This window comes from Longitalea arenae (assembly GCF_016924755.1).
Lineage (GTDB): Bacteria > Bacteroidota > Bacteroidia > Chitinophagales > Chitinophagaceae > Niastella > Niastella arenae.
Genome location: NZ_JAFFJX010000001.1, coordinates 733,548 through 759,428, shown reverse-complemented (window position 1 = coordinate 759,428; position 25,881 = coordinate 733,548). Strand labels below are relative to the sequence as shown.

Here is a 25,881-nt window from a genome sequence, read left to right as displayed (position 1 = left end):
AAACAGCTTTAGCGGTTACGCCAAAGTTCTTCTACCGGAACACGGTGGCAAAGGCAAACTTTATATAGCCCGGACCTTGAAATAACTTAACCGGTTACAGGTTCTGTCAGTAGCGTAATTCACCCATTTTTTAATCTTTAAAACTTGTCAATCATGGCACGCATAGTTGCAAAATTCAAGAAACGCCAAAACGACCTTATGACAATAGGTCAACGCGTTATTGAAAAAATGGAAAACAACACCGTCTTCCCAAATCCTCCAGCCGCGCTGGCAGAACTAAAAAAACTCTTGCCAGAGTTCCAGGCAGCGCTGTCCAACGCTGAAGGACGGGACAAGGAGATGGTGTCTATTAAGAACGATAAGAAGGCGATCATTCTGGCTTTACTGCAGGAGTTGGCTGACTATGTAACAGCAACCAGCAAAGGCGACAGAACCCTGATCTTTAACAGCGGTTTCGACGCTACTAATGAAAGCCGCGGCAGTACGCTGCCCCCTTCAATCGATAAATTGGAGGTTGAACTAGGTCCATCCGGTGAAGCTACCATCCGCGCTAAAAGTGTAACAGGCGCGAAAAGTTATGCCCACCAGTACACCACCGAGCCACCAGGCTTGAACACCATTTGGAGTAGTGAATTCAGTTCAGAGAGTGTTTATACATTCAAGGACCTGAGTTCCGATAAGCGCTACTGGTTCCGCGTTGTGGCCATTGGCTTTAACCGGCAAACGGCCAACTCGCCAGTTGTTTCAAGGGTTATTCAATAACCTTACATATCACATTGTCCTGAACACAGGATTGCTTCGGGGCTGCTTGCGCAGCCCCGTTTTTTGTTGTCAGACACAGAGCTGCCGCTTAAAACGATTCTTTTGCATCCTTAAAAACAAAATCACTTATTCAAAAACCGTGAAAAACACTTGTAATTGTTTGGCAAACTTGTAGTAACATCCAGGGTATTATGTATGATAAAGGAAGAATTTCTGCCATAAAATAGGGTGACCTAAGTACCAGTCACCCTAATGAAACAAAATGCTGTAACTACTTCAACAAGCCATCAACAGTAAAAGCCACATAATATAAACCACCGATGGTTGGTCCGCCGGCATATTGAATATAGCGCTTGTTAAACAGGTTGGCGCCGCCGGCTTTGATGCTTGCATTTACTTTCGGTATGCGGTAGGTCACCTGCGCATCGATCGTATTATATGAGGCAATAGTGCCGGTTACGAGCGGGCTTTCCCACAGGAAAGCATCCTGCCATCTCCACACGATATTAAACCCAACATTCTTAATTACTTCGCGATTACCAAAGGAAAGATTGGTGGTCCATTTTGGCGTATTGAAGCCTGTTACGAAAATATCATCGGTCTTGTTCGATTTCATTTGATTGAAATTCACATTCCCGGCAATGGTATATTTCTTATAGAAATTATAAGTAATGCCCAACGCGGAACCATAGTTGTAATAAATATTCTTGGCATTCGTATACACGCGGTAACGGTCCTGCCCCTGGCTGGCCGCATTGCCGCCACTCGCCGTAGTTGCATCGCGGTTACGGTCGAGCATCGCGATCACCGCCGCATCGGAACCTACTGTTTCGCCCTTGGGCACATAAACCTGCACCTGTCCCAGGAAACCGTCGTATTGGTTGGTATAAGCATCCACATCAATGATCAGTTTGTTATTGAAGAGAATACTCTTATAACCGATCTCGAAGGATGTGATCCTTTCCGGACGCGCCTTGGGCAGGTTGGCTACTACCAGCAGGTCACGATTCGCTAATGCAGCCGCATCGGTATTGCCAGCCGCACTTACCGCTGCATTAAAATTGATGACCGAAGCCTGGGTATAGCTATTCTCCAGATAGCCCAATCCATCGTTGATATAGGATAAGCTGCCCACGCGTTTTACCCGGCCGTTATTTACGTAAGACAATGCTTCGAACAGCGCCGGGAAACGGAATCCCTGCTGATAGGTGAAGCGGAAATTATGCCGCTGATTGGCCGTATAAACTGCCGCTAAACGGGGCGTGAATTTGGGATCAAATTCCGGATTGTAATCATACCGTAAGGAACCAAACAATTTCAATTTCTCCTTGAAGAAGGTCTTGGTCACCTGTGCAAAGCCGCCGAATTTTTTATAATATACATTGCTGCCGAAATCATTGCTATCTGGTACCTTGCCATCAACCATCACGGGTTTGTTCCTTTCTTCAATAGGCCGGCTGAAATCCACGAAATTATTTCCATCGGGAATGACTTCATAAATTCGCGCATCTCCACCCACCAGCAGATCGATCACCTTCACATATTTCGACAGATCCCATTGGCCTTCGGTATGGTACATGCGGCTTTTTTGTATCAGGGCCGCCCCACCGGTGACGGGCGCATCGGGAATCGTGCCTGATCGAATATCCCAGTTGTTGATCCTGATGATCGTATTCTTCAACTGATCAAATTCCGGTGTGCCGGGCTCAACACGGCCGGCATCGGCCTTTTCGCGGGCGAATTGATTGGCAGCTGCCAGGTTCGCCGAGGTGAGGCCGCCATTGTTGTTTGCATATTCTGCAAGCGCGTTCTTGTATTTGGCAGCCCAGGCGCTGCTGGAACCACCGCTGGCCAGGTCGAGGTTATCGGCCAATGGTTTTACATTGTATGAATCACCGGTGTTCTCTATGGATACATAACTGCGAACCACATAGTTGGTGCCTTTCAGTTCCAGGTGGTGATTCTGCACTTTCACATTATCGAGGCGGATCTTATTACCCCGCTGAAATACGCCGTCCATTTGTCCGAAACGATAGGAGTAAGACAACTCGGCATTTTCTGTAATGCGGTAATGCGCAGCGGCATCAATTTTCAGGTTACTCACTTTAGGGCTTACCAGATCAGTTTCCCAATATCCTGTGCGCACTACCCGCAAGGTTTGGTTGGGTTTGCCATCGATGGTGAGCCCGCTGATAGAAGAAGTATTACTACCTGCGAGTGCATCGTCACCATATTTGTTCCACCCGTCGAATGCAACATTACTGGCTCCGTCGAGGGAAGGAAAATTAGGGTTCGCACTTTTCAGGCTATTCGGATTTTGATCGAGGCGGGTATTGGAGCGCCAGTCGATCCCCTGCATATAACCCAAATTCACTTTGAACGCAAACTTATTATTAAATGCTTTGGCGTAGCGAATGGCCGATTCCGTTAGGATGGCCGCACTGTGATCAATATTGTCAACATGGTTAACGCCGGTTTTGTGATAAACGCTCAAACCCTGGGAATTAAAGGGATTTTTGGTAAGCAGGTTGGCCATCCCGTTAATGGCATTCATACCGTACAAAGCAGAGGCTGCGCCGGGCGTAATTTCAACGCTCTGGATATCGAGCTCGGTGGGACCAATGGCGTTCCCCAGGGGCACACCCAGGGTGGCCGCCTGCATATCTACCCCATCCACCAGCTGCATAAAGCGGAAATTATTCGGAATATTAAAACCACGGGTATTCGGCACTTTAAATGTTAAGCTGGAAGTGGTCATTTGCACGCCCTTCACGTTTTCAAGCGCATCGTAAAAATTGGGCGCCGGCGTTTCGCGAATCGCCCTGATATCCAGCTTTTCAATGGCTACCGGTGATTTCAGGATGCTTTCAGGCACCCGTGATGCGGTTACTACCACTTCGTTGCCCAGCACCGTTTGGGTAACCATGGCTACCTGTAATTTGGAGCCCAGGCTTTTAACTTCCAACTCCTGGGGCTTAAATCCTACTGAAGAAAAGACCAGGGTAAAGGGTAACTTCTGTTTTGTGCGTAATATAAAACTGCCCGCATTGTCCGTTATCGTACCTGTTACCGATCCTTTGATCTGCACACTTACATCGGGCAATGGCTCATTTTTTTCCTGGTTGATAACCGTTCCCGAGATCTCAATAAGGGCCACTGCCTGCGAATAAGAGAAGGAGCCAAGCAGGAGGGCCGTTAACGTTAATACGCCATATTTTAATTTTTTGAACTTCCGGGATCGTGCAAAAAGGCTGCTGTAGAGCATTTGAGATAAAGATAGCCGGCCTGATGAAGTTGCAATCTTCATATTCATTCGTTTAGTTTTGACGTAAAGCCTATTAATTTAATAGACTAAAATGCTATTGAAAAACCCGGCTAATATCCAACCGGGCGAAATCGCGCACAAATATAGTCCATTATTTTAATGGACTAATAGAATATTTAAAATCCCGGTGAATATTTTACCGGGATGTCCTGGATAGATTGATTAAAAGATCTTTACGATGATCCTAAGGCTCCAGAATATTACCAATAACCCTAATAAGATCAGGGAGGTTTTACGGGGTAACCTGCCAGCCAGTTTCGCAGCCAGCGGTGCAGCCAGTAAACCGCCTATCACCAACGCAACGATCACCTGCCAGTGCTCGAGACCCATTAGCGTAAAAAATGTAAATGCGCTGGCCAATGTAACAAAGAACTCTGTTAAACTAACAGAACCTATTACAAAGCGCGGGCTGCGGCCTTTGGTGATCAATGTAGTAGTTACAATAGGGCCCCATCCGCCGCCGCCGAATGAATCGAGGAAACCGCCGATGCCGGCCAGCCAGCCATAATGTTTGAATTTCTTTTTTATCTTCTCGTTCTTAAATGCATTCCAAAGTATACGTAAACCCAGCAGCATGGTATAACAGGCAACCACCGGCCTTACATAATCTGCATTCAACCCGATGTTGGTCAACTTATACAATAAATAAGCTCCCAGCACGGCTCCCAATACGCCGGGGATCACCAATGCCTTAAAGAGTTTCTTGTTTACGTTGCCAAATTTATAGTGGCTGTACCCCGAAGCACCGCTCGCAAACATTTCTGCGGTGTGAATACTGCCACTCATCGCAGCGGGGCTCACCCCTGCCGATAAAAGGATCGTCGCGCTGGTTACTCCATAGCCCATCCCCAATGCACCATCTACCAGTTGCGCCAGGAATCCGGCCAGTAACATCCAGTGGAAATTCTTATCCAGGTGCTGATACCATCTTACCGTATCATCGGCTATGCGCTGGAAAGGCAAATAGGAGAATATAAAATGGCCGATCAGCATGAGGCCGAAAGCGATCAGGGAATAAGTAGCAATCTTACGCCAGCGTCTTTCCCTTTCTACATTATCCTTTTCAACCAGTATGCGTGTAAGCTCATTCAGCTTTTTGACCTTATATTCAAAATTGCCATTGAGCTTGTTCCTGACGGCATGCAGGTTATTGATCATGTCGTCGAGCTCGTTTGGCAACGCATGGTTCAATACTTCCTTGATCCGCTTGGCAGCTGTTGGCGATTTTCCATTGGTTGAAATAGCGATCTTCAGGTTGCCTTTCTGCACGATCGAGCTCAGGTAAAAATCGCATTGCTCCGGTGTGTCGGCCACGTTCACGAGGATTTTCTTTTCCTTGGCTGCCGCCCGGATGGCGAGGCTTGACTCCTTTTCGTTTACCGCAATCACCACCAGGTCTTTGTTCTCCAGGTCTGTTTCCTGGAAAGCGCGCTCATGCAGGGTAACGTTGGGATGATGTTTTGCCAGCTTGCGGACCTCATCTGAAATGCTTTTAGCGACAACAGTGACCGGAGCGGCAGGTGAATTGCCCAGCAGGGCTGATAATTTCTCCAACCCTACTTTACCACCGCCTACCAGCAATACTTTCAGATCTTCCAGTTTAAGAAAAACAGGAAATAAAAGATTGCCCTGGTCGGCAGAAGCGACAGTTGTTTGTTTTACCGGTATCTTTTGTTCTGTTGACATGCCCGTCAGCATTATATTTAAATCGTTACCAACTTTTCGCGAACTGCAAAATCGCCAAAGGTTTCGCCAGCCTGTTTATTCTTGCTGTATTTTTCGAACAGCTCATCAAGCTCCTTCAAAATTGCAGGTTCGTCTATGTTTTCTTTGTACTTTTTATTTAAACGGAAACCTTCACGGTCACCCCCCAAATGTAAGTTATAACGGCCATACGCAGTGCCAACAAAACCGATCTCAGCGGCATAGGGCCTTCCACAACCATTCGGGCAACCGGTCATGCGCATAGATATTTCATCATTTTCCAGCCCGTGTTTTGCCAGGATAGGCTCAATTTTAGTGATGAGCGTTGGCATATAACGCTGTGCTTCGGCCAATGCCAGCGGACAGGTATTGAAGGCCACGCAAGCAATGGCGCTTTTGCGTACGGCACCCGCGTTGTCGGTATGCGCGATCACGCCAAAGTCCTGCAAGATCTTTTCAACCACTTTTTTATCCTTCTGGGCGATATCACTCACGATCACGTTCTGGTTACAGGTGAAACGGAAATTGGCTTTACCCGTTTTGGCCACCTCCAGCAATGCTGTCTTTAAAGCGATCTTCTCATCGTCGAGCACCCGGCCATTCTCCACGAATACGGTATAATACCATTTGCCTTCGTGGTTCTTATGCCAGCCATAATCATCATGCCTCCTGGTAAAGGTATACGGCTTTGGTTCTTCGAGTTTGAAACCACAACGTTTTTCCAGTTCTGCTTTAAATGCTTCCACGCCCATTTTGTCGATGGTATATTTTAACCTCGACAGCTTACGGTCGCTGCGGTTACCATAGTCGCGCTGAATAGTGATCACTTCCAGCACCGCTTTCAGGGTGTTCTCTTCACCGCGTACAAAACCGAGCATGGATGCGAGCCGCGGGTAGGTTTGTGCGTTGCCATGCGTAGCCCCCAGGCCACCGCCGGCTGCTATATTGAATCCGATCAATTTATTGTTCTCTACGATCGCTATCAGGCCCAGGTCATTGGCAAATACATCCACATCATTGTTTGGTGGAATAGCGATCGCCACTTTGAATTTACGGGGCAGGTAACGATCCTGGTATAACGGATCTTTTTCTACCTCTTCCTTTTCTTTGGTATCGTGCAATGGCTTTTCATCGAGCCATATTTCATAATAAGCTTTCGTTTTCGGCAAACCGAGCTGACTTATTTTACCGGCATAAGCGAAGATCTCCTCATGTAGCGGCGAGAACTTGGGATGAGCCGCGCAAATCACATTCCGGTTCACATCGCCGCAGGCAGAAATAGAATCGAGGTGTATGGTGTTAAAAGCCTGGATGGTTGGCTTTACATGCGATTTTAAGATCCCATGCAGCTGGATGGTTTGACGGGTGGTGATCTTTATAACACCAGTCGCATGTTCACCGGCAATATTATGCATGCCGATCCATTGCTCACTGTTGATGAAACCACCGGGCAAACGCAACCGGAGCATATAGGAATACAGCCATTCGAGTTTTTTGGCACTGCGCTCTTCGCGGCGGTCGCGATCATCCTGCTGATACATGCCATGAAATTTCACCAGCGCCTGGTCGTCTTCGCGCAGGGCGCCCGTTAACTCATCATGCAGGCTCTGTTTTAAGGTACCGCGCAGGCCATCACTGGCCATTTTTATTCTCTCGGTAGAAGATAAATTCTTATTATCGTTTGTACTCATTTTGATGTTCCAGGTTTCAAGTTGCAGGTTTCAGGGCTTTACCGGCCCGGCCTCCTGCGCTATTACAATTCGTTTATTTCAAAATATTTAATGCTGCTAATACCAGCGAACTAATATACATCCTTTAGGAACCTTCCTTCTTCTTTCAGCTTGTTCAGATATTCAACAGCCTGGGCGCTTGTTTTACTGCCAAAACGTTCAATGATCTGTAACAGGGTGTTTTCAACATCCACGCTCATGGGCTCTTTCGCGCCGCAGATGTATACATAAGCGCCATTCTGTAACCATTCATAAAATGCCCTGGCGTTCTCGAGCATTTTATGCTGTACATATATTTTTGATTTCTGGTCCCTTGAAAAGGCTACGTTCACTTTCGTCAAAACGCCTGTTTGGATCCAGTTCTGAATTTCTGTCTGATACAGGAAGTCGGTTGTAAAGTGCTGGTCGCCGAAGAACAGCCAGTTACGGCCGGTAGCACCTGTAGCATCGCGTTCTGCAATGAATGATCTGAATGGCGCAATACCTGTACCGGGTCCGATCATGATCACATCTTTATTAGGCGCCGGCAAACGGAATTGATTGTTCTTATGCACATAAAATTCCAGCGCGCTGTCAACAGGCAGATCGGCCAGGAAATTAGAGCAGAGGCCATGTTTTACTTCGCCATTCACTTTGAAATTATCGCGGGCTACGGTCACATGCACTTCACCGCTATGCGCTTCGGGCGAAGAAGAAATGGAATACAGGCGCGGTGTGATAGGCTCCAGAATCGCGATCACATCCTCGAACTGGGCGGCATTATTAACCGGGTAGATCTTCAACAGGTCGAGTAAACTGATCTTTGTTTCGGGAATATCCTGTTTAACAATGGCTGCATACTGCTTCACCACGCGCTCAGGTAAATAAGCGATGTTGAGTTTTTTCTTCAATAACTCAAGAACAGTATGTGTTTCATTGCGGAAAGGCAATGTCTTTTTAGGATCGATACCGGTGAGGCCAATAATAGCATCTACCGCAGCCGGTGCATTTTCCGGAACTATTCCGATGGAATCACCGGGCTGGTATTCCAGCTCGTCTGCTACTATCTCAATATGATGAGTGGCTTTGTTAGAGCCCCTGTCGTTCAGATTTACATTGGTAATGATATTACCGGTATATACTTTTTTTCCGGTTGGCTTTTTGGCCACTACGGTGCCCACACTCGCAGTACCATTGCTGCTGGTAGTGGTCGTTAATGAATGCAGTACCTGGGAGAACCAGCCTTCTGCATCACCCTGGTAATCGGTATCGCATTTGATCAATGGAGCGATGCGTTGTCCGCCCAGCTTTTGTAACTGTTGGTCTACGTCTTCGCCGGCCTTGCAGAACAGGGGATACGATGTATCGCCCAATGCGAGCACCCCGAACTTCAATTGATTCAACTTAAAACCATTCTGATGAATGTGGTCATAAAATTTCTTTGCAGTAGCAGGCGGTTCGCCTTCGCCCTGGGTGCTGATAATGGTAAAGAAGTATTCTTCTTTGGCCAGGTCATTCAGGCGATATTGATCAAGGCTTACTACTTTGGCCTGAATACCACTTTTCTTCGCTTTAGCAGCCAGGTCGGTAGCCAGCTTTTTTGAGTTACCGGTTTCAGTACCATAAGCGATGGTGATCTTCGATACGGATGGTTTGCTTTCAGCGGGTGCAGCAACAGGTGCGGCGGCTGTTGCAGGTGCTGCAGCGGACGCTGTTGTTGATGCCAATGAGGACTGGTCGTGACAATTCATTAACACGCCGGCCAGGAATCCATTCATCCAAACCAGTTCTTCTTTGGTAGAAGACCTTACTAAATCCTGTAACAATTTCAATTTATGCTCTGCTAACATGTTTATTTACTTTTTCCGCATTTTCAGAATCGGATGTTGTTGTAATCAGTTTTGCCAGGGGTTTGAAATAATGGGCTGCACTATTGCTGTTCGCGATCCACTTGAACTGTTCGTGCAATGCCACTACTTTTCCAATGATCACCAGCGATGGGGAAACAAATGTCTTTCCCCGAAGCTGGTCATCGTATTTATATAGATTGGTTACGTGCACATGTTGCAAAGGCGTGGTAGCCTGCTCTATAACTGCCAGTAATTTATCACTGCTGATCTTATTCTTAACCAGGTTGTCCACTACATGATCCAATGTTTCAGACGACATATAAAACACCAGGGTATCGTTCGTTTGCGCCAGCTCTTTCCAGTAAGTGTCTGTAACAATATCCAGCTTATAACTGGTCAAAAAGCGAACTGAGGTGGTGAATCCCCTGGCCGTTAACGGAATGCCTGCATATGCCGCAGCACCAAGCGCAGCAGTAACACCCGGGATAATTTCGTAAGGTATATTGTGCTGTACCAGGGTTTGCAGTTCATCGAGGATGTTCGAGAATATAGATACATCGCCGCCCTTTAACCGCACGACCAGCTTGCCCTGCAAAGCATAGTGCACCATCAGTTCATTGATCGTATACTGCGGGGTGCTTGAACCGCGGCTGCATTGCTTACCTACAAAAACGATCTCGGCCTGGCTGTTCACATATTCCTGTAACAGTACCTCGCTTACCAGGCGATCGGCCAACACGACTTCTGCCTGCTGCAGGTAACGCACCGTTTTAACCGTTACCAGTTCCGGATCACCGGGACCGGCAGCAGCCAATATTACTTTACCATATGTCTGGTTCGTTTGCATCTACCTTATACTATTTATATAAGCCATCAATTGATAAATACCGCTCCCCGGTATCATAATTGAAGGTCAATACCCGGGCGCCTTTAGGGATCTCGGCTAATTTTTTTGCTACTGCAGCCAGCGCCGCACCGGTTGAAATACCGGCCAGGATCCCTTCTTCTTTAGCCAGCCTTTGGGCATATACGAAAGACTCGTCTTTTCCTACCTGTACGGTGCCATCGAGCAATTTTGTATTCAGGATAGAAGGAATAAAACCAGCGCCCAGGCCTTGTAAAGGATGCGGACCGGGAGCGCCACCGCTGATGACAGCAGACAGCTCAGGCTCTACGGCAAATACTTTCAGGTTAGGAAATTTTTCTTTCAGCACTTCAGCAACACCGGTGATATGTCCGCCTGTTCCCACGCCGGTGATCAGGTAATCGATGCCGTCAGGAAAGCTGTCGAGGATTTCTTTTGCAGTTGTTTCCCGGTGTACTTTTACGTTTGCTGCATTATCGAATTGTTGCGGCATCCAGGCGTTGGGTGTTTTTTCAACCAGCTCTTTTGCTTTTTCAATAGCGCCTTTCATGCCTTTCTCCCGCGGCGTCAATTCAAAGGTGGCGCCGTACAATTCCATCAGTTGTCTTCTTTCCACACTCATCGACTCCGGCATCACCAGGATCAATTTGTATCCTTTTACCGCTGCTACCATTGCCAAGCCGATACCGGTATTACCCGATGTAGGTTCAATGATCACACTGTCTTTATTCAGAATACCCTTTTTTTCTGCATCTTCGATCATTGATAATGCAATACGATCTTTAATGCTGTTGCCCGGATTGTTGCGTTCCAGCTTGATCCAGACCTCATGACTATCGCCATACAGCCTGTTGATCTTAACATGCGGCGTTTGGCCGATCGTTTCCAGAATATTACCGGCTCTCATTCTCTGGTTGTTTTGGTTGTGGTTTATATTATTTGTTGAAACCTGTTTTTCTTCCGTAATCATATTAATCTGTTTTGTGTTGCCAGGAGCGCCATCCTTCAGACGGGTGGCACAGCTTGTTTTAAATGACAAAATTCAATGGTTCAGGAAATGGATTTTTATCCCGCACCTTTACTTCACTTTTATGATACACCACCGAGAATGAGGGCACGCTGTACGTTAGCCAAACATTACCACCAATGATACTTTCCTTTCCTATGATCGTGGTACCACCTAAAATAGTAGCGCCTGAATAAATGGTCACATTATCTTCAATGGTCGGGTGACGTTTTGCCACATTATCTTTCGATACGCTTAATGCGCCCAGGGTTACACCCTGATATATTTTCACGTTGTTACCGATCTCTGTTGTTTCACCGATCACTATGCCGGTTCCATGGTCAATGCAAAAAGCTTCCCCAATGCGGGCGCCGGGATGAATATCAACCCCTGTTTTGCTATGCGCATATTCGGTGAACAACCTGGGCAGTATTTCTACGCCCTGCTCCCATAACTGGTGCGATAAGCGATAAACAGCAGTTGCATAAAACCCCGGATAAGCCACCAGCACTTCTTCAACAGAACGGGCGGCAGGATCAAACTGCAACAGGGCCTCAGCATCTTTTATCAGCTTTGCATACAGGGCAGGAATAGCAGCAAAGAAGGTTTCCGTAATATGCACTGCTTTTTCTTCCTTATGCACCACATCGTATGCGAGGCTCGACAGGTGGCTCTTTAATAAATTGAGCTCTCTTTCGAGATCACTTACCTGCTGATGTTTTTTATTAGGCAAAAACAAGAAGTTAAAAACCTGATCAATGAACTGTTCTGCCAATTCCTTATCGGGAAATGACCGATCCACTTTTTTATGCTGCGTAAATAAATGCTGTATAAACTCACTCGTACTCATACTATTCATTGTTCAAGGTTAAACAATCTGGTTACTGCTCAACTATTGAATCATACAGGCCCCTACTGTTACATGGCTTGTTTCGTCTATCAGGATAGCACCACCGTTCTCGCGCAATTCGCTGTAGGAATCGTACGGAACAGGCGAAGCTGTTTTTATTTTTACTTTTATTACATCGTTCAATACAGCTGATGTTGCATCTGTTTTCTGCAGGGTGTTTACATCCAGCTTGTATTCAATCTCTTTCACCACGCTTCTTACTACGCGGCTGTTGATCTGCAATAAATATTTATTACCGGTTACCAGGGGTTTATTATCCATCCAGCATAACAGCACATCCAGTTCCTGGGTTGTTTTGGGCAGGTCATCGCTTTTTGCAATAACATCGCCGCGGCTGATATCGATATCATCTTCCAGGTGAAGGATGGCGCTTTGCGGTGCAAATACTTCATCTACTTCTTTCCCATTGTGCTCAATGGCCCTGATCGTACTGGTTTGTCCGGAAGGAAGCACGGTAATGGCGTCGCCTTTACGGTAAATGCCACTGATCACCTTTCCTGCATAACCACGGTAATCGTGCAGATCGTCGGTTTGCGGACGAATAACATATTGTACCGGGAAACGCGGGTTGGTGAGATTAATATCTTTTTCTACTTCTACCGATTCCAGGAATTGCAGCAAAGAAGAACCTTCAAACCAGCTCATCTTCGGTGATTTTTCAACGATGTTATCACCAAATGCGGCACTGATGGGAATATAGGTTACATCTTTCAGTCCCAGTGATTTTGCCACCTCGGCATAATCGATCACGATATTGTTGTAAACATCCTGCGAATAATCAACCAGGTCCATTTTATTGATGGCCACCACCACATGCGGAATATTCAATAAAGAAGTGATGATCGAATGGCGGCGGGTCTGTTCCACCACGCCGTTACGGGCATCTATTAAGATAATGGCCAGGTCGGCGGTAGAAGCGCCGGTGACCATGTTGCGCGTATATTGAATATGACCAGGTGCGTCGGCAATAATGAATTTGCGTTTGGGCGTAGAAAAATATTTATACGCCACATCGATGGTAATACCCTGCTCGCGTTCGGCACGCAGACCATCTGTTAACAGGGCCAGATCAATTTCTCCCTGCTCTTTGTTTTTACTTTGTTTTTCAATAGCAGCCAGCTGGTCGATCATAATGCTTTTGCTATCGTATAATAAACGGCCGATCAATGTGCTTTTGCCATCATCTACACTGCCTGCGGTTATAAATCTGAGTAAATCCATTGTAAGTAATTTTGAGATTTTGGGATTTAGTGATTATGGGATTTGAAATCGTAAATCCCGAAATCAAGAAATCAGAAATTAGAAATAGCCGTTCTTCTTTCTGTCTTCCATCGCTGCTTCCGATACTTTATCATCGATACGGGTTTCACCACGTTCACTGGTCTTCGTAGCAGTGATCTCGCTTATGATATCATCGATGTTCGATGCATGCGATTCTACAGCTGCGGTGCAGGTCATATCCCCTACCGTACGGTAACGCACTTTTTTCCGTAACACTTTATCGGTAGGATCGAGCTTGATAAAATCACTTACAGCAACCAGTTGCCCTTCGTGATCGATCACATCGCGCTCGTGTGAGAAATAAATAGAGGGCAGTTCTATTTTTTCGCGGCGGATATAATTCCAAACGTCCAGTTCGGTCCAGTTACTGATGGGGAACACGCGAACGTTCTCGCCTTTGTTGATCCTGCCATTATAGGTATTCCAGAGTTCGGGCCTTTGCAGTTTGGGGTCCCATTGACCGAATTCATCCCGTACAGAAAATATGCGTTCTTTAGCTCTTGCTTTCTCTTCATCGCGGCGGGCGCCACCAATGCAGGCATCAAACTTGAACTCCTCGATGGTATCGAGCAGGGTGTAGGTTTGCAAAGCGTTGCGGCTGGCAAACTTGCCTTTGGGTTCAGTAAGGTGTTTTGCTTTAATGGTATCTTCTACGTTCCGTACGATCAATTTTTCACCGATCTTTTTTGCCAGTTCATCGCGGTATGCCAGCGCTTCGGGGAAGTTGTGGCCGGTATCGATATGCACCAATGGGAAGGGAAATTTTCCAGGGCGAAATGCTTTCAGTGCCAGTTGCACCAGGGTAATAGAATCCTTACCACCGGAAAATAATAAAGCCGGTCTTTCAAATTGCCCTGCTACTTCGCGGAAGATATGAATAGCTTCCGATTCCAAATGATCTAAATAATCTAAACTATACTTACTCATATTTCTGTTTTCAGGAATTCAGTTAATAATTATTTATGAATATGCAGGCCACATTCCTTTTTGGCCGCATCTTCCCACCACCAGCGGCCGGCTCTGAAATCTTCGCCGGGCCGGATGGCTCGTGTACAGGGTGCGCATCCAATGCTTACAAAACCACGGTCATGCAGCGGATTGTAAGGCACATTGTTTTCATCGATGTATTTTTTCACCTGCTCTGTGGTCCAGTGCAGGATCGGATTGTATTTAATGACCTGGTTGGTTTCGTCCCACTCGATCACACTGAGGTCTTTTCTGTCGGGTGAATGTTCTGCACGCAGCCCGGTGATCCAGACGGCATTGCCGGCCAGGGCCCTTTTCAGGGGCTCTACCTTGCGGATAAAGCAGCATTGTTTACGATTATCTACCGATTCATAAAAAGCATTGGGGCCCTTATCGGTCACAAACTCTTCCAGTAAGCGATAATCGGGATAGTATGCTGTTATCTGGGTGTGATATTTTTCGTTGGTATTGTTCCAAACAGAGTAAGTTTCTGCAAATAACCGCCCGGTGTCTAAGGTAAAAATGCTTACCGGCAGCTGGTGGTTCAGGACCTCATGGGCAATTACCTGGTCTTCATAACTGAAGCTGGTTGAAAAAGTAACCTGGCCCGGAAACTGTTCCGTCAGCAATTTTATAAATTCGTGAATATTTAGTCTATCTGATTTGTGGGTTAATTCTGACAGGTGTGCCTGTAATGTTGAGCTCATATGGATTATCATTCAATTTCATTCATTCATTAATCTGGAACCTGGAAAGCAAGTGAACTTGATGGACAAGCGAGTAGCGGGGCTTAACAACAACAGTATTTGTTGCAACAGGAGATATACATTATTTGTATGGCGTGGGAGCGAAACATATTAAGTCTACTCAATTTGTAGGTCAAAGATAACACAGAAAGGCGGATATCAAAAATTTTTTCTACCAATCGAGTGGACTAAAAGCGGCATTTAACATTAGGCACTACAAACAGTTGTTCGTTTGCACCATTCTGACACTTTCAACCGATGAGCGCTTTTAAATGTTGATTCTGCACTTATTGACCCGGTTAAAATGAAGCTAATGACTGTTTGGTTAAGCTTTACACTATACTGGGTATCAAATTTGTCTGGTTAGCTGGCAGCAGGCGGAAGATCCGTTTTTACGTGGTATTAGCTGTTAGGACCAGCAGGCCCCCGAAAGGGCCTTTTCTGCCAGGGCGACTGCCTGTATTGCAGACCAAAAAGGATTGTTTATGAAGATATTAGGCCAAATTGGCTGTTTTTTTATGTAGCACGGTATTTGGTTTGTCACAAAGACTTAAATTGCCAACTCAAATAACAGAAAAGTACTATGAATCTTGGAAAAGAATTTGAAAAATACGCGGTACACCACAGAGGTATTTCAAGCAATACCCTGCACAGTTACCAACAGCACCAGGTTACCAACCTCACTCCCAATATTATTGAAGAACGTCCCATGAATATTGCAGTCATGGATGTTTACAGCCGGTTGATGATGGACCGGATCATCTTCCTGGGCTATCCGATCAATGACGAAGTGGCCAATATCGTAACGGCACAGATGTTGTTCCTGGAAAGCACCGATCGTACGCGCGACATCCAGATGTACATTAATTCTCCTGGCGGCAGCGTGTATTCGGGTTTGGGCGTATATGATACTATGAACTATATCACACCCGATGTTTCTACCATTTGCATCGGCATGGCTGCTTCTATGGCTGCTGTATTGCTTTGTGCAGGAACAAAAGGCAAACGTACTGCCCTGAAGCATAGCCGGGTGATGATGCACCAGCCGAGCGGCGCCATTGGCGGTCAGGCCAGCGATATCGAGATCACTGTAGCCGAGATCAAAAAGATCAAAAAGAATCTGTACGATGCGATTTCCTTCCATACCGGGAAAACCGTTAAGCAGGTTGAAAAAGATTGCGACCGCGACTACTGGTTAACTTCAGAAGAAGCCAAAGAATATGGCCTCGTTGACGAAGTGTTACTGATCAACCCGCGTAAAGAGAAGAAAGACTAATTGTTATTGCTTTCAATTACTATTTAAACGAATTCAAATAAATTATCATGCAGATATATTCTAATCACTTGTTTCAGCCATTTCGCATGGACGATGAAGATGAACCAAAGGAAAACGGAAAAGAAGAAAAGCCACAGGATTTCGGTGTACTGGCCAAGAAAATGGAAAAGTTCTTTTTTGAAAAAAGAGCTGTGTATCTGTGGGGCGTTGTAGAAGATAAATCAGCCAAGGACATTGTAACCCGCCTCTTACTGCTCGATGCAGATAAACCCGGCGAAGAGATCAAATTCTTTATTAACAGTCCGGGTGGCGTGGTTACCAGCGGTATGGTCATTTATGATACCATGCGCATGTTAAAAAGCCCTGTTAGCACTATTTGTATGGGACTGGCGGCATCCATGGGTTCTATTTTGCTGAGCGCAGGTGCTAAAGGTAAACGTTATATCTTCCCGCATGGTGAAGTAATGATCCACCAACCCAGTTTGGGCGGCTATATGCAGGGCGTAAGTGCTGACCTGGAAATTCAGGCCAAACAAACCAAAAAGACCAAGGAAATGGGCGCCCGGATACTTGCAGAAAACTGCGGTAAGAAATTTGAGCAGATCATGAAAGATTTCGATCGCGACTATTGGATGGATGCTAAAGAAGCCATTGAATATGGCATTGTAGATCAGCAAGTTGAAAAGTTATAAATACAGGTTAACCTTTAAAAGTCCCAAATTCCATATACTAATTTTCTTTAAAAGGAGTTTGGGATTTTTTATTGGGTTTTGGATGTGCATTTAGATACCTTTGTAAGCGATTTTATACAACGACATGGCTAAAACAACACTACACTGTTCTTTTTGCGGACGCAGCCGCGATGAAGTAAAGATTCTTATTGCCGGGCAGGAAGGACATATTTGTGAAAATTGCGTTGAGCATGCACGCGAGATCATTGAACAGGAACTGATGATCCGCCATGAAAGCACACCGCCTTCTACTTCCTTCAAACTGAACGTAAAGAAACCTGTTGAGGTAAAACGTTTTCTGGATGAATATGTGATCGGTCAGGATGAAGCTAAAAAAGTATTAGCAGTAGCCGTTTACAATCACTATAAACGTCTTCAGCAAAAACCGTCGGACAACGAGGTAGATATTGAAAAAAGCAATATAGTAATGGTAGGTGAAACCGGTACCGGTAAAACGCTGCTGGCCAAAACCATTGCCCGCTTACTGAATGTACCGTTCGCCATCGTGGACGCTACCGTGTTTACCGAAGCCGGTTATGTAGGGGAAGACGTAGAAAGCATTTTAACCCGCTTGTTGCAGGTATGTAATTATGACGTAGCCGCTGCCGAAAGAGGCATCGTTTATATCGATGAAATTGATAAAATTGCCCGTAAAGGCGATAACCCATCCATTACCCGCGATGTAAGTGGCGAAGGCGTTCAACAGGGATTACTGAAGCTGCTGGAAGGTACCGATGTACTGGTTCCCCCCCAGGGCGGCCGTAAACACCCCGAACAAAAGCTGATCAAGATCAATACGCAAAATATCCTCTTTATTTGCGGCGGTGCGTTTGACGGCATCGATAAAGTGATCGCCCGCCGGGTGAACACCAACTCTATTGGCTTTAATGTAAATAAAGAGCTGCAGGAACATATGAAAAAGAACCTGCTGCAATACATTAATGCAACTGATCTGAAATCGTTCGGCCTGATCCCCGAGTTACTGGGCCGTTTGCCGGTAGTAACGCACCTGAACCCGCTCGATAAATCTACGCTGCGTTCTATTTTAACAGAACCCAAGAACGCGTTGATCAAACAATACCGCAAATTATTTGAGCTGGAAAATATTCAGCTGACCATCGACGATGATGTGTTGAACTTCATGGTTGATAAGGCCGTTGAATACAAACTCGGCGCCCGTGGCTTACGCAGCATTTGCGAAAGCATCCTGACCGATGCCATGTTTGAATTGCCATCGAGCAAACAAACCGTTTTCCACCTGAACCTGGAATATGCGCAAAAGAATTTCGACAAGAGCAAGATGAGCTTGTTGAAAGTGGCGTAAACTTCCCCAGCTCCTAAGAGTTGAGCTAAAGGGAATCATCAACATCAGAAAATGTACACCTAATAAAAAAACGTCAGCCATCAAACTGACGTTTTTTATTACCATTAATTTCTAAAACATTGCTATATGCAGGAACTGATCAATAAGTTAATGGCGGAAGGATTGACCGAGCAGCAGGCTTATAAAGCCGTTGAGATCATCAAGAACTTTGCAAAAGAAAAATTCCCCATCTTTGGCGGCGCTATCGACAAACTGTTCGATAAATACGGCCCCAAGGACGATGATGATATCATGCCCTGATGCCTGCATAAAAAAAAATCCCCCGACATTGATCGGGGGACTGTCATGACAAGCAACCTTGAGCAGTATTCAACTATTAAGCTCTTAACACCTCACGGGCGATGACGATCTTTTGAATTTCAGACGTGCCTTCGCCGATGGTGCATAATTTACTATCGCGGTAAAATTTCTCTACAGGAAAATCCTTCGTATAACCATAACCGCCGAAGATCTGCACTGCATCGGTAGCCACTTTCACCGCTACCTCACTGGCATAATATTTTGCCATGGCAGCTTCCTTACTCATGGTTTCTCCCCGCATCTTCAGATCACATGCCTGCAGGGTCAGCAATTCGGCAGCGGCAATTTCAGTGGCCATATCGGCCAGCTTAAATGAAATGCCCTGAAAACCAGCAATAGGCTGATCGAACTGGTGGCGCTCCTTGGCATATTGCACTGATGCTTCATATGCCCCCTTGGCAATACCCAGCGCCAGGGCGGCTATAGATATGCGGCCTCCATCGAGCACCTTCAACGATTGTTTGAATCCGTCGCCAAAACTCCCCAGCCGGTTGGCATCGGGAATGCGGCAATTATCAAAGATCATTTCGGCGGTTTCGCTGGCGCGCATACCCAATTTATTTTCCTTCTTACCGGCTTTAAAACCGGCCGTACTTCTTTCCACCACAAATGCAGTCGCATTGTTTTTTGCGCGTGGTTCCCCTGTGCGGGCAATTACCACAGCCACATCGGCACTTTTGCCATGGGTGATCCAGCACTTGGTGCCATTCAGGATCCAATGATCGCCGTCTTTCACTGCGGTCGTTTTCATATTGGCAGCATCACTTCCTGTGTTCGGCTCCGTTAAACCCCAGGCTCCCAGCCACTCGCCGGTAGCGAGTTTTGGCAAATATTTTTTCTTCTGCTCCTCATTACCGAAATGCAACAGATGACCGGTACAGAGGGAATTGTGCGCCGCCAGGCTTAACCCGATAGAACCACATACCTTGGCAATCTCCTGTATGATGGCTACATATTCATAATAGGATAAGCCGGCGCCGCCGTAGTTCTCAGGAACAAGTACGCCCATTAAGCCGAGTTTTCCCATCTCTTTAAAAACATGCATGGGAAACTCCTGGGATTCATCCCACTCCATCACATATGGTTTTATGTGCTGCAGGGCAAAATCCCGGGTTGACTGTGCAACCTGATCTGTAAGCTCAGAGGTTTGAAAATTCATACTTAAATTTACCTGAATTAACTGGCAAGAATCGTTAAAGGCCTCTGCAATATAAAAGCTTTTTTTCACAACACTAACAAATGTTAGTATTTTTTTAGGAAAGATAAATATTTTAACAACCATTCACTTACACTTCGCCTGATACTCCCCGTTCCTGATTTATTGGGCCTACTCCACCGCCAGATATGCTGCCATCTTTTGATAAAGCTCGGGCGTGATCAGTACAATTCGCTGCAGGTCTTCGGGGGATTGGAACAGGCCATGCTGCTGCCGGTATTGTACAATGGCCCTGGCGATCTGCCATCTAATATAGGGGTGCTGCTTCAGGGTTTGTTCATCGGCCGTATTGACATTGATTTTTTGCAACAAGACAGGGGAACAGGCTAAGCGGGGTTTTATCAATTGAAAAGTAGAATCAGGCAATCCAAAGGTCTCGGCTACCTGCTGTACTGCATAAAAACCACCCAGCTTTTCGCGCAAATGTACCATGCGGCTGGCGAGCTTGCTGCCAATGCCCGGTAGAGAAATAAAAGCCGTGGTGTCCGCCCGGTTGATATCAATCAGCGGCGGAGGCGTTTTTGTAAATTTCACCACCGGTTTGTCAGCAACAGTGGTAATGGCAGGCGCCGTTATCCTTACGTAGGGCATCAAACGTTTACAATCCGCTTCCTTCAAGCCATACACTTTTTGCAGGTCAGCGGCATTTTTGAAACGCCCGCCTTTCGCCCGGTACCGCTGAATGGTGTTGGCCGTGCGGTCACTGACGCCGAGCCTCTTCCAACCGGCAGGGTCGAGCGTATTAGGATCGAAGGGAAAAAGCCCAGCCACCGGCTGCGCGCCGCCTACACGTTCGTAATGAATATCATTGTGTGCTATTTGCTGGTGATCATTTGCTGAAAGGCCTGCCAGGTCTGCATGCAGCGATGATGAATCATGGGCCTTTTGCAGGGCAAATGCCTCTGCTGTTAGTTCCCGGTCAATAGCCGCTGTTTTGCAGAAGCGGGGCATTACACTGCAAATGCCGATGCCTGCGAGGAGGAGGTAAATGCCAATACGTTCTTTCCTGGTGAAAGTGAAATAATCTTTCCAGTTGCTTTCCATAGATCAATATTGAGCAGTTCAATGATCAATTTGCTACTGCTGCTAATTATGAGCTTTCACCAGGTGTTCTCTTATCCTTCGCGTTTTTGAACATGTAGATAAAAAAACACTTACTTTTTTATCAATAAATATAAGTATTTGACCCCATAAACGTTACATATATGGTTTTCGCAGACCTTCTTACCCCCTTTCACCCTTATGAAGTTGCATCATTTATTGGAGAAGCAGATCCAGACCCTGTCGGCCCAACACCGGTACGACCCGGCCATGCAGCAATTCCTGCAATTGGTTGATCAGTCGTATAAAAATTTTGAAGGCGAACAGAAGAATACGGAACATGCCTTTCAGGCATGTGAGAAGGAATACCAGGACATCTTACATAACCTGCAATTGCAGAACAATATTTACAGCCAGTCGGTGCAGCAATTGAAAAATGCCATCATTGCGCATGAGCCGCAGGCAGCGGCCATTATTGAAAGAGAGGAAAACGGGCTTACCAATATCATAGCTTACCTGGAAAAACAAATTCAGAAAAGAAAAGAGACCGAAGCTGAGCTGATCAGGGCAAAAGATCAGGCGGAAGACGGCTCCCGCGCCAAAAGCGATTTTCTGTCGGTCATGAGCCATGAGATCCGTACGCCCCTGAATGCCATCATCGGCATCGCCCACCTGCTGTTGCAGGATCAGCTGCTGCCCAGCCAGCTCGAGAACCTGAAAGCATTGAACGTTTCAGCCGAAAACCTGCTGCGCCTGATCAACGATATTCTTGATTTTGCGAAAATAGAAGAAGGAAAGATCGTGCTGGCAGAAAAGAAAATCTGTTTGCAACAGCTTGCAGAGAACATTAAAACAGCGCATCAGATCCGCGCCGCTGAAAGGGGCAACACCATCCATATGGTCATTGATAATGCCCTGCCGGCTTGTGTACTGGGTGATGAAGTGCGGCTTGGCCAGATCCTCCATAACCTTGTTTCCAATGCCGTGAAATTTACCCGGAACGGTGTTATCACCATACAGTTATCTGCTCAAAAAGTACAGCCAAATGAAGCGGCCGTTTTATTTTCTGTAACAGATACCGGCGTTGGCATCGAAAGAGAAAAACATGCGCTTATATTCGACCGGTTCACGCAGGCAAATGCTGATATAACCCGCGAATTTGGCGGCTCGGGCCTGGGACTGGCCATTGTGAAACGGCTGGCCGCTTTGCATAACAGCGATATCTACGTGAACAGTGAAGCAGGACGGGGCTCTACCTTCTCCTTCACCATCCATTTTAAGACGGGAAAAGCTGACCAACCATCCGCACAACCCATCAGTGGCAAGAATGATCTGTCGGGCATCAAAGTCTTGCTGGTTGAAGATGTGGAGTTCAATGTCATGGTTGCCAAAAAGATGATCAACAACTGGAATGGCGCAGTAGACATTGCTGAGAACGGCGCTATTGCGGTGAATAAACTTCGCAATACCAACTATGATATTGTGCTTATGGATCTGCAAATGCCGGTTATGGACGGATATAATGCCACCCAGCACATCCGGAATTTTAATGAAGCCATTCCCATTATTGCATTAACGGCTTCTGCATCGGCTGATATCCTGCAAAGGACCCGCGAATTTGGAATGACCGATTATCTGGCAAAGCCCTTTAAACCGGGGGAATTGTATGAAATGATCTCGAGGTATAGCCGGCGGCACCTGACGAGTTGATTAAAGCGAGTGAGGAGTGGCGAGTGCCGACGAAGTTTCGATTGTCGGGATACCGGCCGCAAACGCCGGCATTTGAAATGGCAAGTGGGAAACCGCGGTAAAAAAGTAAGCGGTGGGTTTCCGTTGAAGCCCTACTGGCTACTAGCCATTGCCATAGCCGATATCAAACCTTAATGACCAAACCATCATAAGCCAGGTGAATGCCATTAGGCAGCTCCGTCTCAACTTCGGCGTGCAATCCCATCTGGTGGCTGATATGGGTAAGATAACATTGTGACACCTGCAAATGCTTGGCTACTTCAATGCTTTCACTGAGGGAGTAGTGTGAAATGTGTTTTTCTTTTCGCAGCGCGTTCAACACAAGCACTTCTGTGCCCTTTATTTTTTCCAGTTCATGTTCTTCAATCCGGTTGGCATCGGTGATATAGGTAAAGCGGCCAAAGCGGAAACCCAGCACCGGCATTTTCAGATGCCATACCAAAATGGGGGTAACCGGAATATCACCTGCCATAAAAGGTTCCAGTCCGATCGTGTTCAATTGAATATCCGGTACGCCGGGGTATTTCGATTCATAAAATGCATAGGGAAATTCGCGGATGATCACTTCCTGGGTCATATCACTGGCGAATACCTGCATCGGTTGCTGCGAGAAGAAATTAAATGCCCGCACATCGTCTAGTCCGGCCACATGGTCTTTATGGGCATGGGTATAAACAATAGCATCCAGGTGTTTTACGCGGGCGCGCAGCATCTGGTAGCGGAAATCCGGACCGGAATCAACTACCAGGGTAGTTTTTTCAGATTGCACCATGATACTGGCGCGCAGCCGGTTGTCTTTTTTGTCGGAGGATGTGCAAACAGGGCATTCGCAGGCGATCATGGGTACGCCGGCACTGGTTCCTGTCCCTAAAAAAGTAATGGTTAATGAAGGATAGCTCACGCGGTAAAAATACGGAAGAAATTTAGCGATTTCGGGATTTCGCGATCTTGAGATTTGGCAATGCCTACCGCTTGTTGAATCGCAACATCGCTGTATCTCAAGATCAGAAGCGTTTCCCGCCTTTTACTTCTTGTTCTCCGCCTGCACCAATGCATGTCTTTCCAGCACCTCTTCATAGGTTTTACGCACTTCCGGCGAGAACTGGTCTGCATTTACATTGAGTTGCGGAATAAGATCGATCAATGTGCTGATACGGCCTTCGAGCTGAAGGAATTTATTGAGTACGACTACTTTCTTTTGTTCCAAAATGCAATATCCGCTTTGAAAATTACCCCGCTCATAGCGCAGCACATATTCCGCCTCATCGAGAATCGCTTCAATCTTGTCTAATGTCGACTGTGTAAATTTCATAGTCTGGATGTAGATGACTTAAAATATTCGCAAAGTTACTATTCACAATTTTAGTGCTTTGAATCAAGCACACAACTTTTCCACACAAAACGTTGAGAATTATTCGTTCTCACCCCAAAAGCGGTAAAAACGCCTTTTTTGAGCGTTAAAAGGCTCTTTTATCAATCCCTACTTGTTGGTCATCTTAATGATCGGCACTATCATTTCCTCCAAACTAACGCCGCCATGTTGAAAAGTGTTGCGATAATAGTTCACATAATAATTGTAATTATTGGGATAGCAGAGATACATATCTTCCCGGGCAAAAATGTAGGATGAATTTACGGTAGGCACCGGCAAACCTGCTTCTTTAGGGTCGCGGAAAGCCAGCACGTCTTTGGGTTCATAATTGAGGTTGCGGCCGTGTTTATACCGCAGGTTGGTGGTGGTTTGTTTGTCGCCAATGACCTTGGCAGGCGTTTTCACCCGCACGGTGCCATGGTCGGTTGCCAGAATAAGATTGATCTTTTTATCGGCAATTTTCTTCAGGGCCTGGTGCAGGGGGGAATGCTCGAACCAGCTCCTGGTCACGCTGCGATAGCTGGTTTCATCACCGGCCAGCTCTTTCAGCACTTCCATTTCAGTACGGGCATGGCTGAGCATATCAACGAAGTTGTAAACAATCACATTGAGATCGTTCCCGAGCAGGTTATGCATATTATTCACGAGGTCCTGGCCCGCCTGGTTGTTCAGGATCTTGGTATAGGAGAACCTGATGTCATCGCGGCGCAGCCGTTTTAACATGGCCCGGAAAAACTCTTCTTCATGTAAGTTCTTTCCGCCTTCTTCATCATCATTTTTCCATTGCTGGGGAAAATGCTTCTCAATATCTATAGGCAGCAGTCCGCTGAAGATCGCATTGCGGGCATATTGCGTGGCCGTGGGCAGAATGCTGTAAAAGCTGTCTTCTTCCAGTATGCGAAAACTTTCGGCAAAGATGGGTTGAATGGCCCGCCACTGATCGAAGCGCAGGTTATCGATCAATATGAAAAAGGTGGGCGTTCCTTTCTCGATATGTGGCAGCACTTTGAATTTAATGAGGTTGTGCGACATTACCGGCCCGTCATCGCTTTTGGGATTTACCCAGCGTGCATAATTTTTTGAAACGAACTTAAAGAATTCGGTGTTGGCTTCATTCTTTTGGGTTTGAAACACTTCCTGCATTTCGGGGCTGTCGCTTTTTTCCATTTCCAGCTCCCAGTACACGAGCTTCTTGTAAATGTCCATCCATTCGTTGTAATCAGGATTGCTGTTCAGCGCCATGAAAAGATTGCGGAACTGCTGCTGGTAAGCCGTGGTCGTTTTTTCTGCCACCAGCCTTTTGTTATCGATGATCTTTTTAAGGCTCAAGAGCACCTGGTTGGGATTCACCGGTTTTATGAGGTAATCGGTGATCTGGCTGCCGATGGCATCATCCATCAGGTTCTCGGTCTCATTTTTAGTGATCATCACGACCGGGATCTGCGAATTGATCTCTTTTATTTTGGAAAGGGTTTCCAGGCCGGTAATGCCCGGCATGGTCTCGTCGAGTAATACTACATCCAGGGGATTCTCCTTTACAAAATCCACTGCATCGAATCCATTGGTGAGCGCAGTTACATCGTACCCCTTATTTTGTAAAAACAGTATTTGTGATTGTAAACTTTCTATTTCATCGTCGACCCAAAGTATTTTTCCTAATGGCATTTTAAAGTTTTAAGTTCTAAGTT

21 protein-coding genes are annotated in these 25,881 nt (G+C 46.2%); 6 read left to right on the top strand and 15 right to left on the bottom strand.

Annotated features, from left to right (window positions below; genetic code table 11):
• The first annotated feature begins 153 nt into the window (after nt 1–153).
• A complete protein-coding gene (locus JT717_RS03305) occupies nt 154–762 on the top strand; it encodes a fibronectin type III domain-containing protein (protein WP_205508751.1) in 609 nt (202 codons plus the stop codon).
• A gap of 271 nt (nt 763–1,033) precedes the next feature.
• Here the strand turns inward: JT717_RS03305 and JT717_RS03300 are convergent, their stop codons facing one another.
• The 10 genes from JT717_RS03300 to JT717_RS03255 form a co-directional block, all read right to left on the bottom strand.
• Nucleotides 1,034–4,069: a TonB-dependent receptor gene (locus tag JT717_RS03300; RefSeq protein WP_240347791.1), complete on the bottom strand. Its 3,036-nt coding sequence runs from the start codon at nt 4,067–4,069 to the stop codon at nt 1,034–1,036.
• A 180-nt stretch (nt 4,070–4,249) separates the two neighbouring features.
• The gene (locus JT717_RS03295) at nt 4,250–5,773 is read right to left on the bottom strand and encodes a TSUP family transporter (protein WP_205508750.1); all 1,524 of its coding nucleotides are present in this window, start codon (nt 5,771–5,773) and stop codon (nt 4,250–4,252) included.
• A 17-nt stretch (nt 5,774–5,790) separates the two neighbouring features.
• Nucleotides 5,791–7,482: an assimilatory sulfite reductase (NADPH) hemoprotein subunit gene (cysI, locus tag JT717_RS03290; RefSeq protein WP_205508749.1), complete on the bottom strand. Its 1,692-nt coding sequence runs from the start codon at nt 7,480–7,482 to the stop codon at nt 5,791–5,793.
• 110 nt (nt 7,483–7,592) lie between these two features.
• Nucleotides 7,593–9,350 carry a diflavin oxidoreductase gene (locus JT717_RS03285; RefSeq protein ID WP_205508748.1) on the bottom strand — a complete coding sequence of 586 codons (1,758 nt, stop codon included), beginning with the start codon at nt 9,348–9,350 and terminating at the stop codon, nt 7,593–7,595.
• Entirely contained in the window at nt 9,334–10,197 is an 864-nt protein-coding gene (gene cobA / locus JT717_RS03280) for a uroporphyrinogen-III C-methyltransferase (protein WP_205508747.1), read from the bottom strand. Before cobA ends, JT717_RS03285 begins: the two co-directional genes overlap by 17 nt.
• A 10-nt stretch (nt 10,198–10,207) precedes the next feature.
• Nucleotides 10,208–11,185: a cysteine synthase A gene (cysK, locus tag JT717_RS03275; protein ID WP_240347790.1), complete on the bottom strand. Its 978-nt coding sequence runs from the start codon at nt 11,183–11,185 to the stop codon at nt 10,208–10,210.
• A 58-nt stretch (nt 11,186–11,243) separates the two neighbouring features.
• Complete coding sequence (epsC, locus tag JT717_RS03270; RefSeq protein WP_369411680.1) at nt 11,244–12,080, bottom strand: serine O-acetyltransferase EpsC; 837 nt, start codon at nt 12,078–12,080, stop codon at nt 11,244–11,246.
• 33 nt (nt 12,081–12,113) lie between these two features.
• A complete protein-coding gene (locus JT717_RS03265) occupies nt 12,114–13,352 on the bottom strand; it encodes a sulfate adenylyltransferase subunit 1 (RefSeq protein WP_205508746.1) in 1,239 nt (412 codons plus the stop codon).
• A 78-nt stretch (nt 13,353–13,430) separates the two neighbouring features.
• Entirely contained in the window at nt 13,431–14,339 is a 909-nt protein-coding gene (cysD, locus tag JT717_RS03260; RefSeq protein WP_205508745.1) for a sulfate adenylyltransferase subunit CysD, read from the bottom strand.
• A gap of 29 nt (nt 14,340–14,368) precedes the next feature.
• Nucleotides 14,369–15,085, bottom strand: a complete 717-nt coding sequence (locus tag JT717_RS03255; RefSeq protein WP_205508744.1) for a phosphoadenylyl-sulfate reductase — start codon at nt 15,083–15,085, stop codon at nt 14,369–14,371.
• Nucleotides 15,086–15,707: 622 nt separating this feature from the next.
• Here JT717_RS03255 and JT717_RS03250 point away from each other — a divergent pair.
• The 4 genes from JT717_RS03250 to JT717_RS03235 all read left to right on the top strand — a co-directional run bounded on the left by JT717_RS03250 (nt 15,708) and on the right by JT717_RS03235 (nt 18,755).
• Entirely contained in the window at nt 15,708–16,400 is a 693-nt protein-coding gene (locus JT717_RS03250) for a ClpP family protease (RefSeq protein ID WP_240347789.1), read from the top strand.
• A gap of 47 nt (nt 16,401–16,447) precedes the next feature.
• Nucleotides 16,448–17,092, top strand: a complete 645-nt coding sequence (locus JT717_RS03245; protein ID WP_205508743.1) for a ClpP family protease — start codon at nt 16,448–16,450, stop codon at nt 17,090–17,092.
• Nucleotides 17,093–17,216: 124 nt separating this feature from the next.
• On the top strand, nt 17,217–18,455 hold the full coding sequence (clpX, locus tag JT717_RS03240) for an ATP-dependent Clp protease ATP-binding subunit ClpX (protein WP_205508742.1): 1,239 nt from the start codon (nt 17,217–17,219) through the stop codon (nt 18,453–18,455).
• A gap of 126 nt (nt 18,456–18,581) precedes the next feature.
• Entirely contained in the window at nt 18,582–18,755 is a 174-nt protein-coding gene (locus JT717_RS03235; protein ID WP_205508741.1) for a hypothetical protein, read from the top strand.
• 76 nt (nt 18,756–18,831) lie between these two features.
• Here JT717_RS03235 and JT717_RS03230 read toward each other — a convergent pair whose 3' ends face one another.
• Nucleotides 18,832–19,974: an acyl-CoA dehydrogenase gene (locus JT717_RS03230; RefSeq protein WP_205508740.1), complete on the bottom strand. Its 1,143-nt coding sequence runs from the start codon at nt 19,972–19,974 to the stop codon at nt 18,832–18,834.
• A gap of 168 nt (nt 19,975–20,142) precedes the next feature.
• Nucleotides 20,143–21,075: a ComEA family DNA-binding protein gene (locus tag JT717_RS03225; RefSeq protein WP_205508739.1), complete on the bottom strand. Its 933-nt coding sequence runs from the start codon at nt 21,073–21,075 to the stop codon at nt 20,143–20,145.
• Nucleotides 21,076–21,273: 198 nt separating this feature from the next.
• Between JT717_RS03225 and JT717_RS03220 the strand changes: the two genes are divergently transcribed.
• The gene (locus tag JT717_RS03220) at nt 21,274–22,782 is read left to right on the top strand and encodes an ATP-binding protein (RefSeq protein ID WP_205508738.1); all 1,509 of its coding nucleotides are present in this window, start codon (nt 21,274–21,276) and stop codon (nt 22,780–22,782) included.
• A 163-nt stretch (nt 22,783–22,945) separates the two neighbouring features.
• Here JT717_RS03220 and JT717_RS03215 read toward each other — a convergent pair whose 3' ends face one another.
• From JT717_RS03215 to porX, 3 genes are all read right to left on the bottom strand, one after another.
• Entirely contained in the window at nt 22,946–23,722 is a 777-nt protein-coding gene (locus JT717_RS03215; RefSeq protein ID WP_205508737.1) for an MBL fold metallo-hydrolase, read from the bottom strand.
• Nucleotides 23,723–23,845: 123 nt separating this feature from the next.
• Nucleotides 23,846–24,133, bottom strand: coding sequence for a hypothetical protein (locus JT717_RS03210; protein ID WP_205508736.1), 288 nt, complete (start codon nt 24,131–24,133; stop codon nt 23,846–23,848).
• 168 nt (nt 24,134–24,301) lie between these two features.
• The gene (gene porX / locus JT717_RS03205; RefSeq protein ID WP_205508735.1) at nt 24,302–25,858 is read right to left on the bottom strand and encodes a T9SS response regulator signal transducer PorX; all 1,557 of its coding nucleotides are present in this window, start codon (nt 25,856–25,858) and stop codon (nt 24,302–24,304) included.
• Nucleotides 25,859–25,881 lie beyond the last annotated feature (23 nt).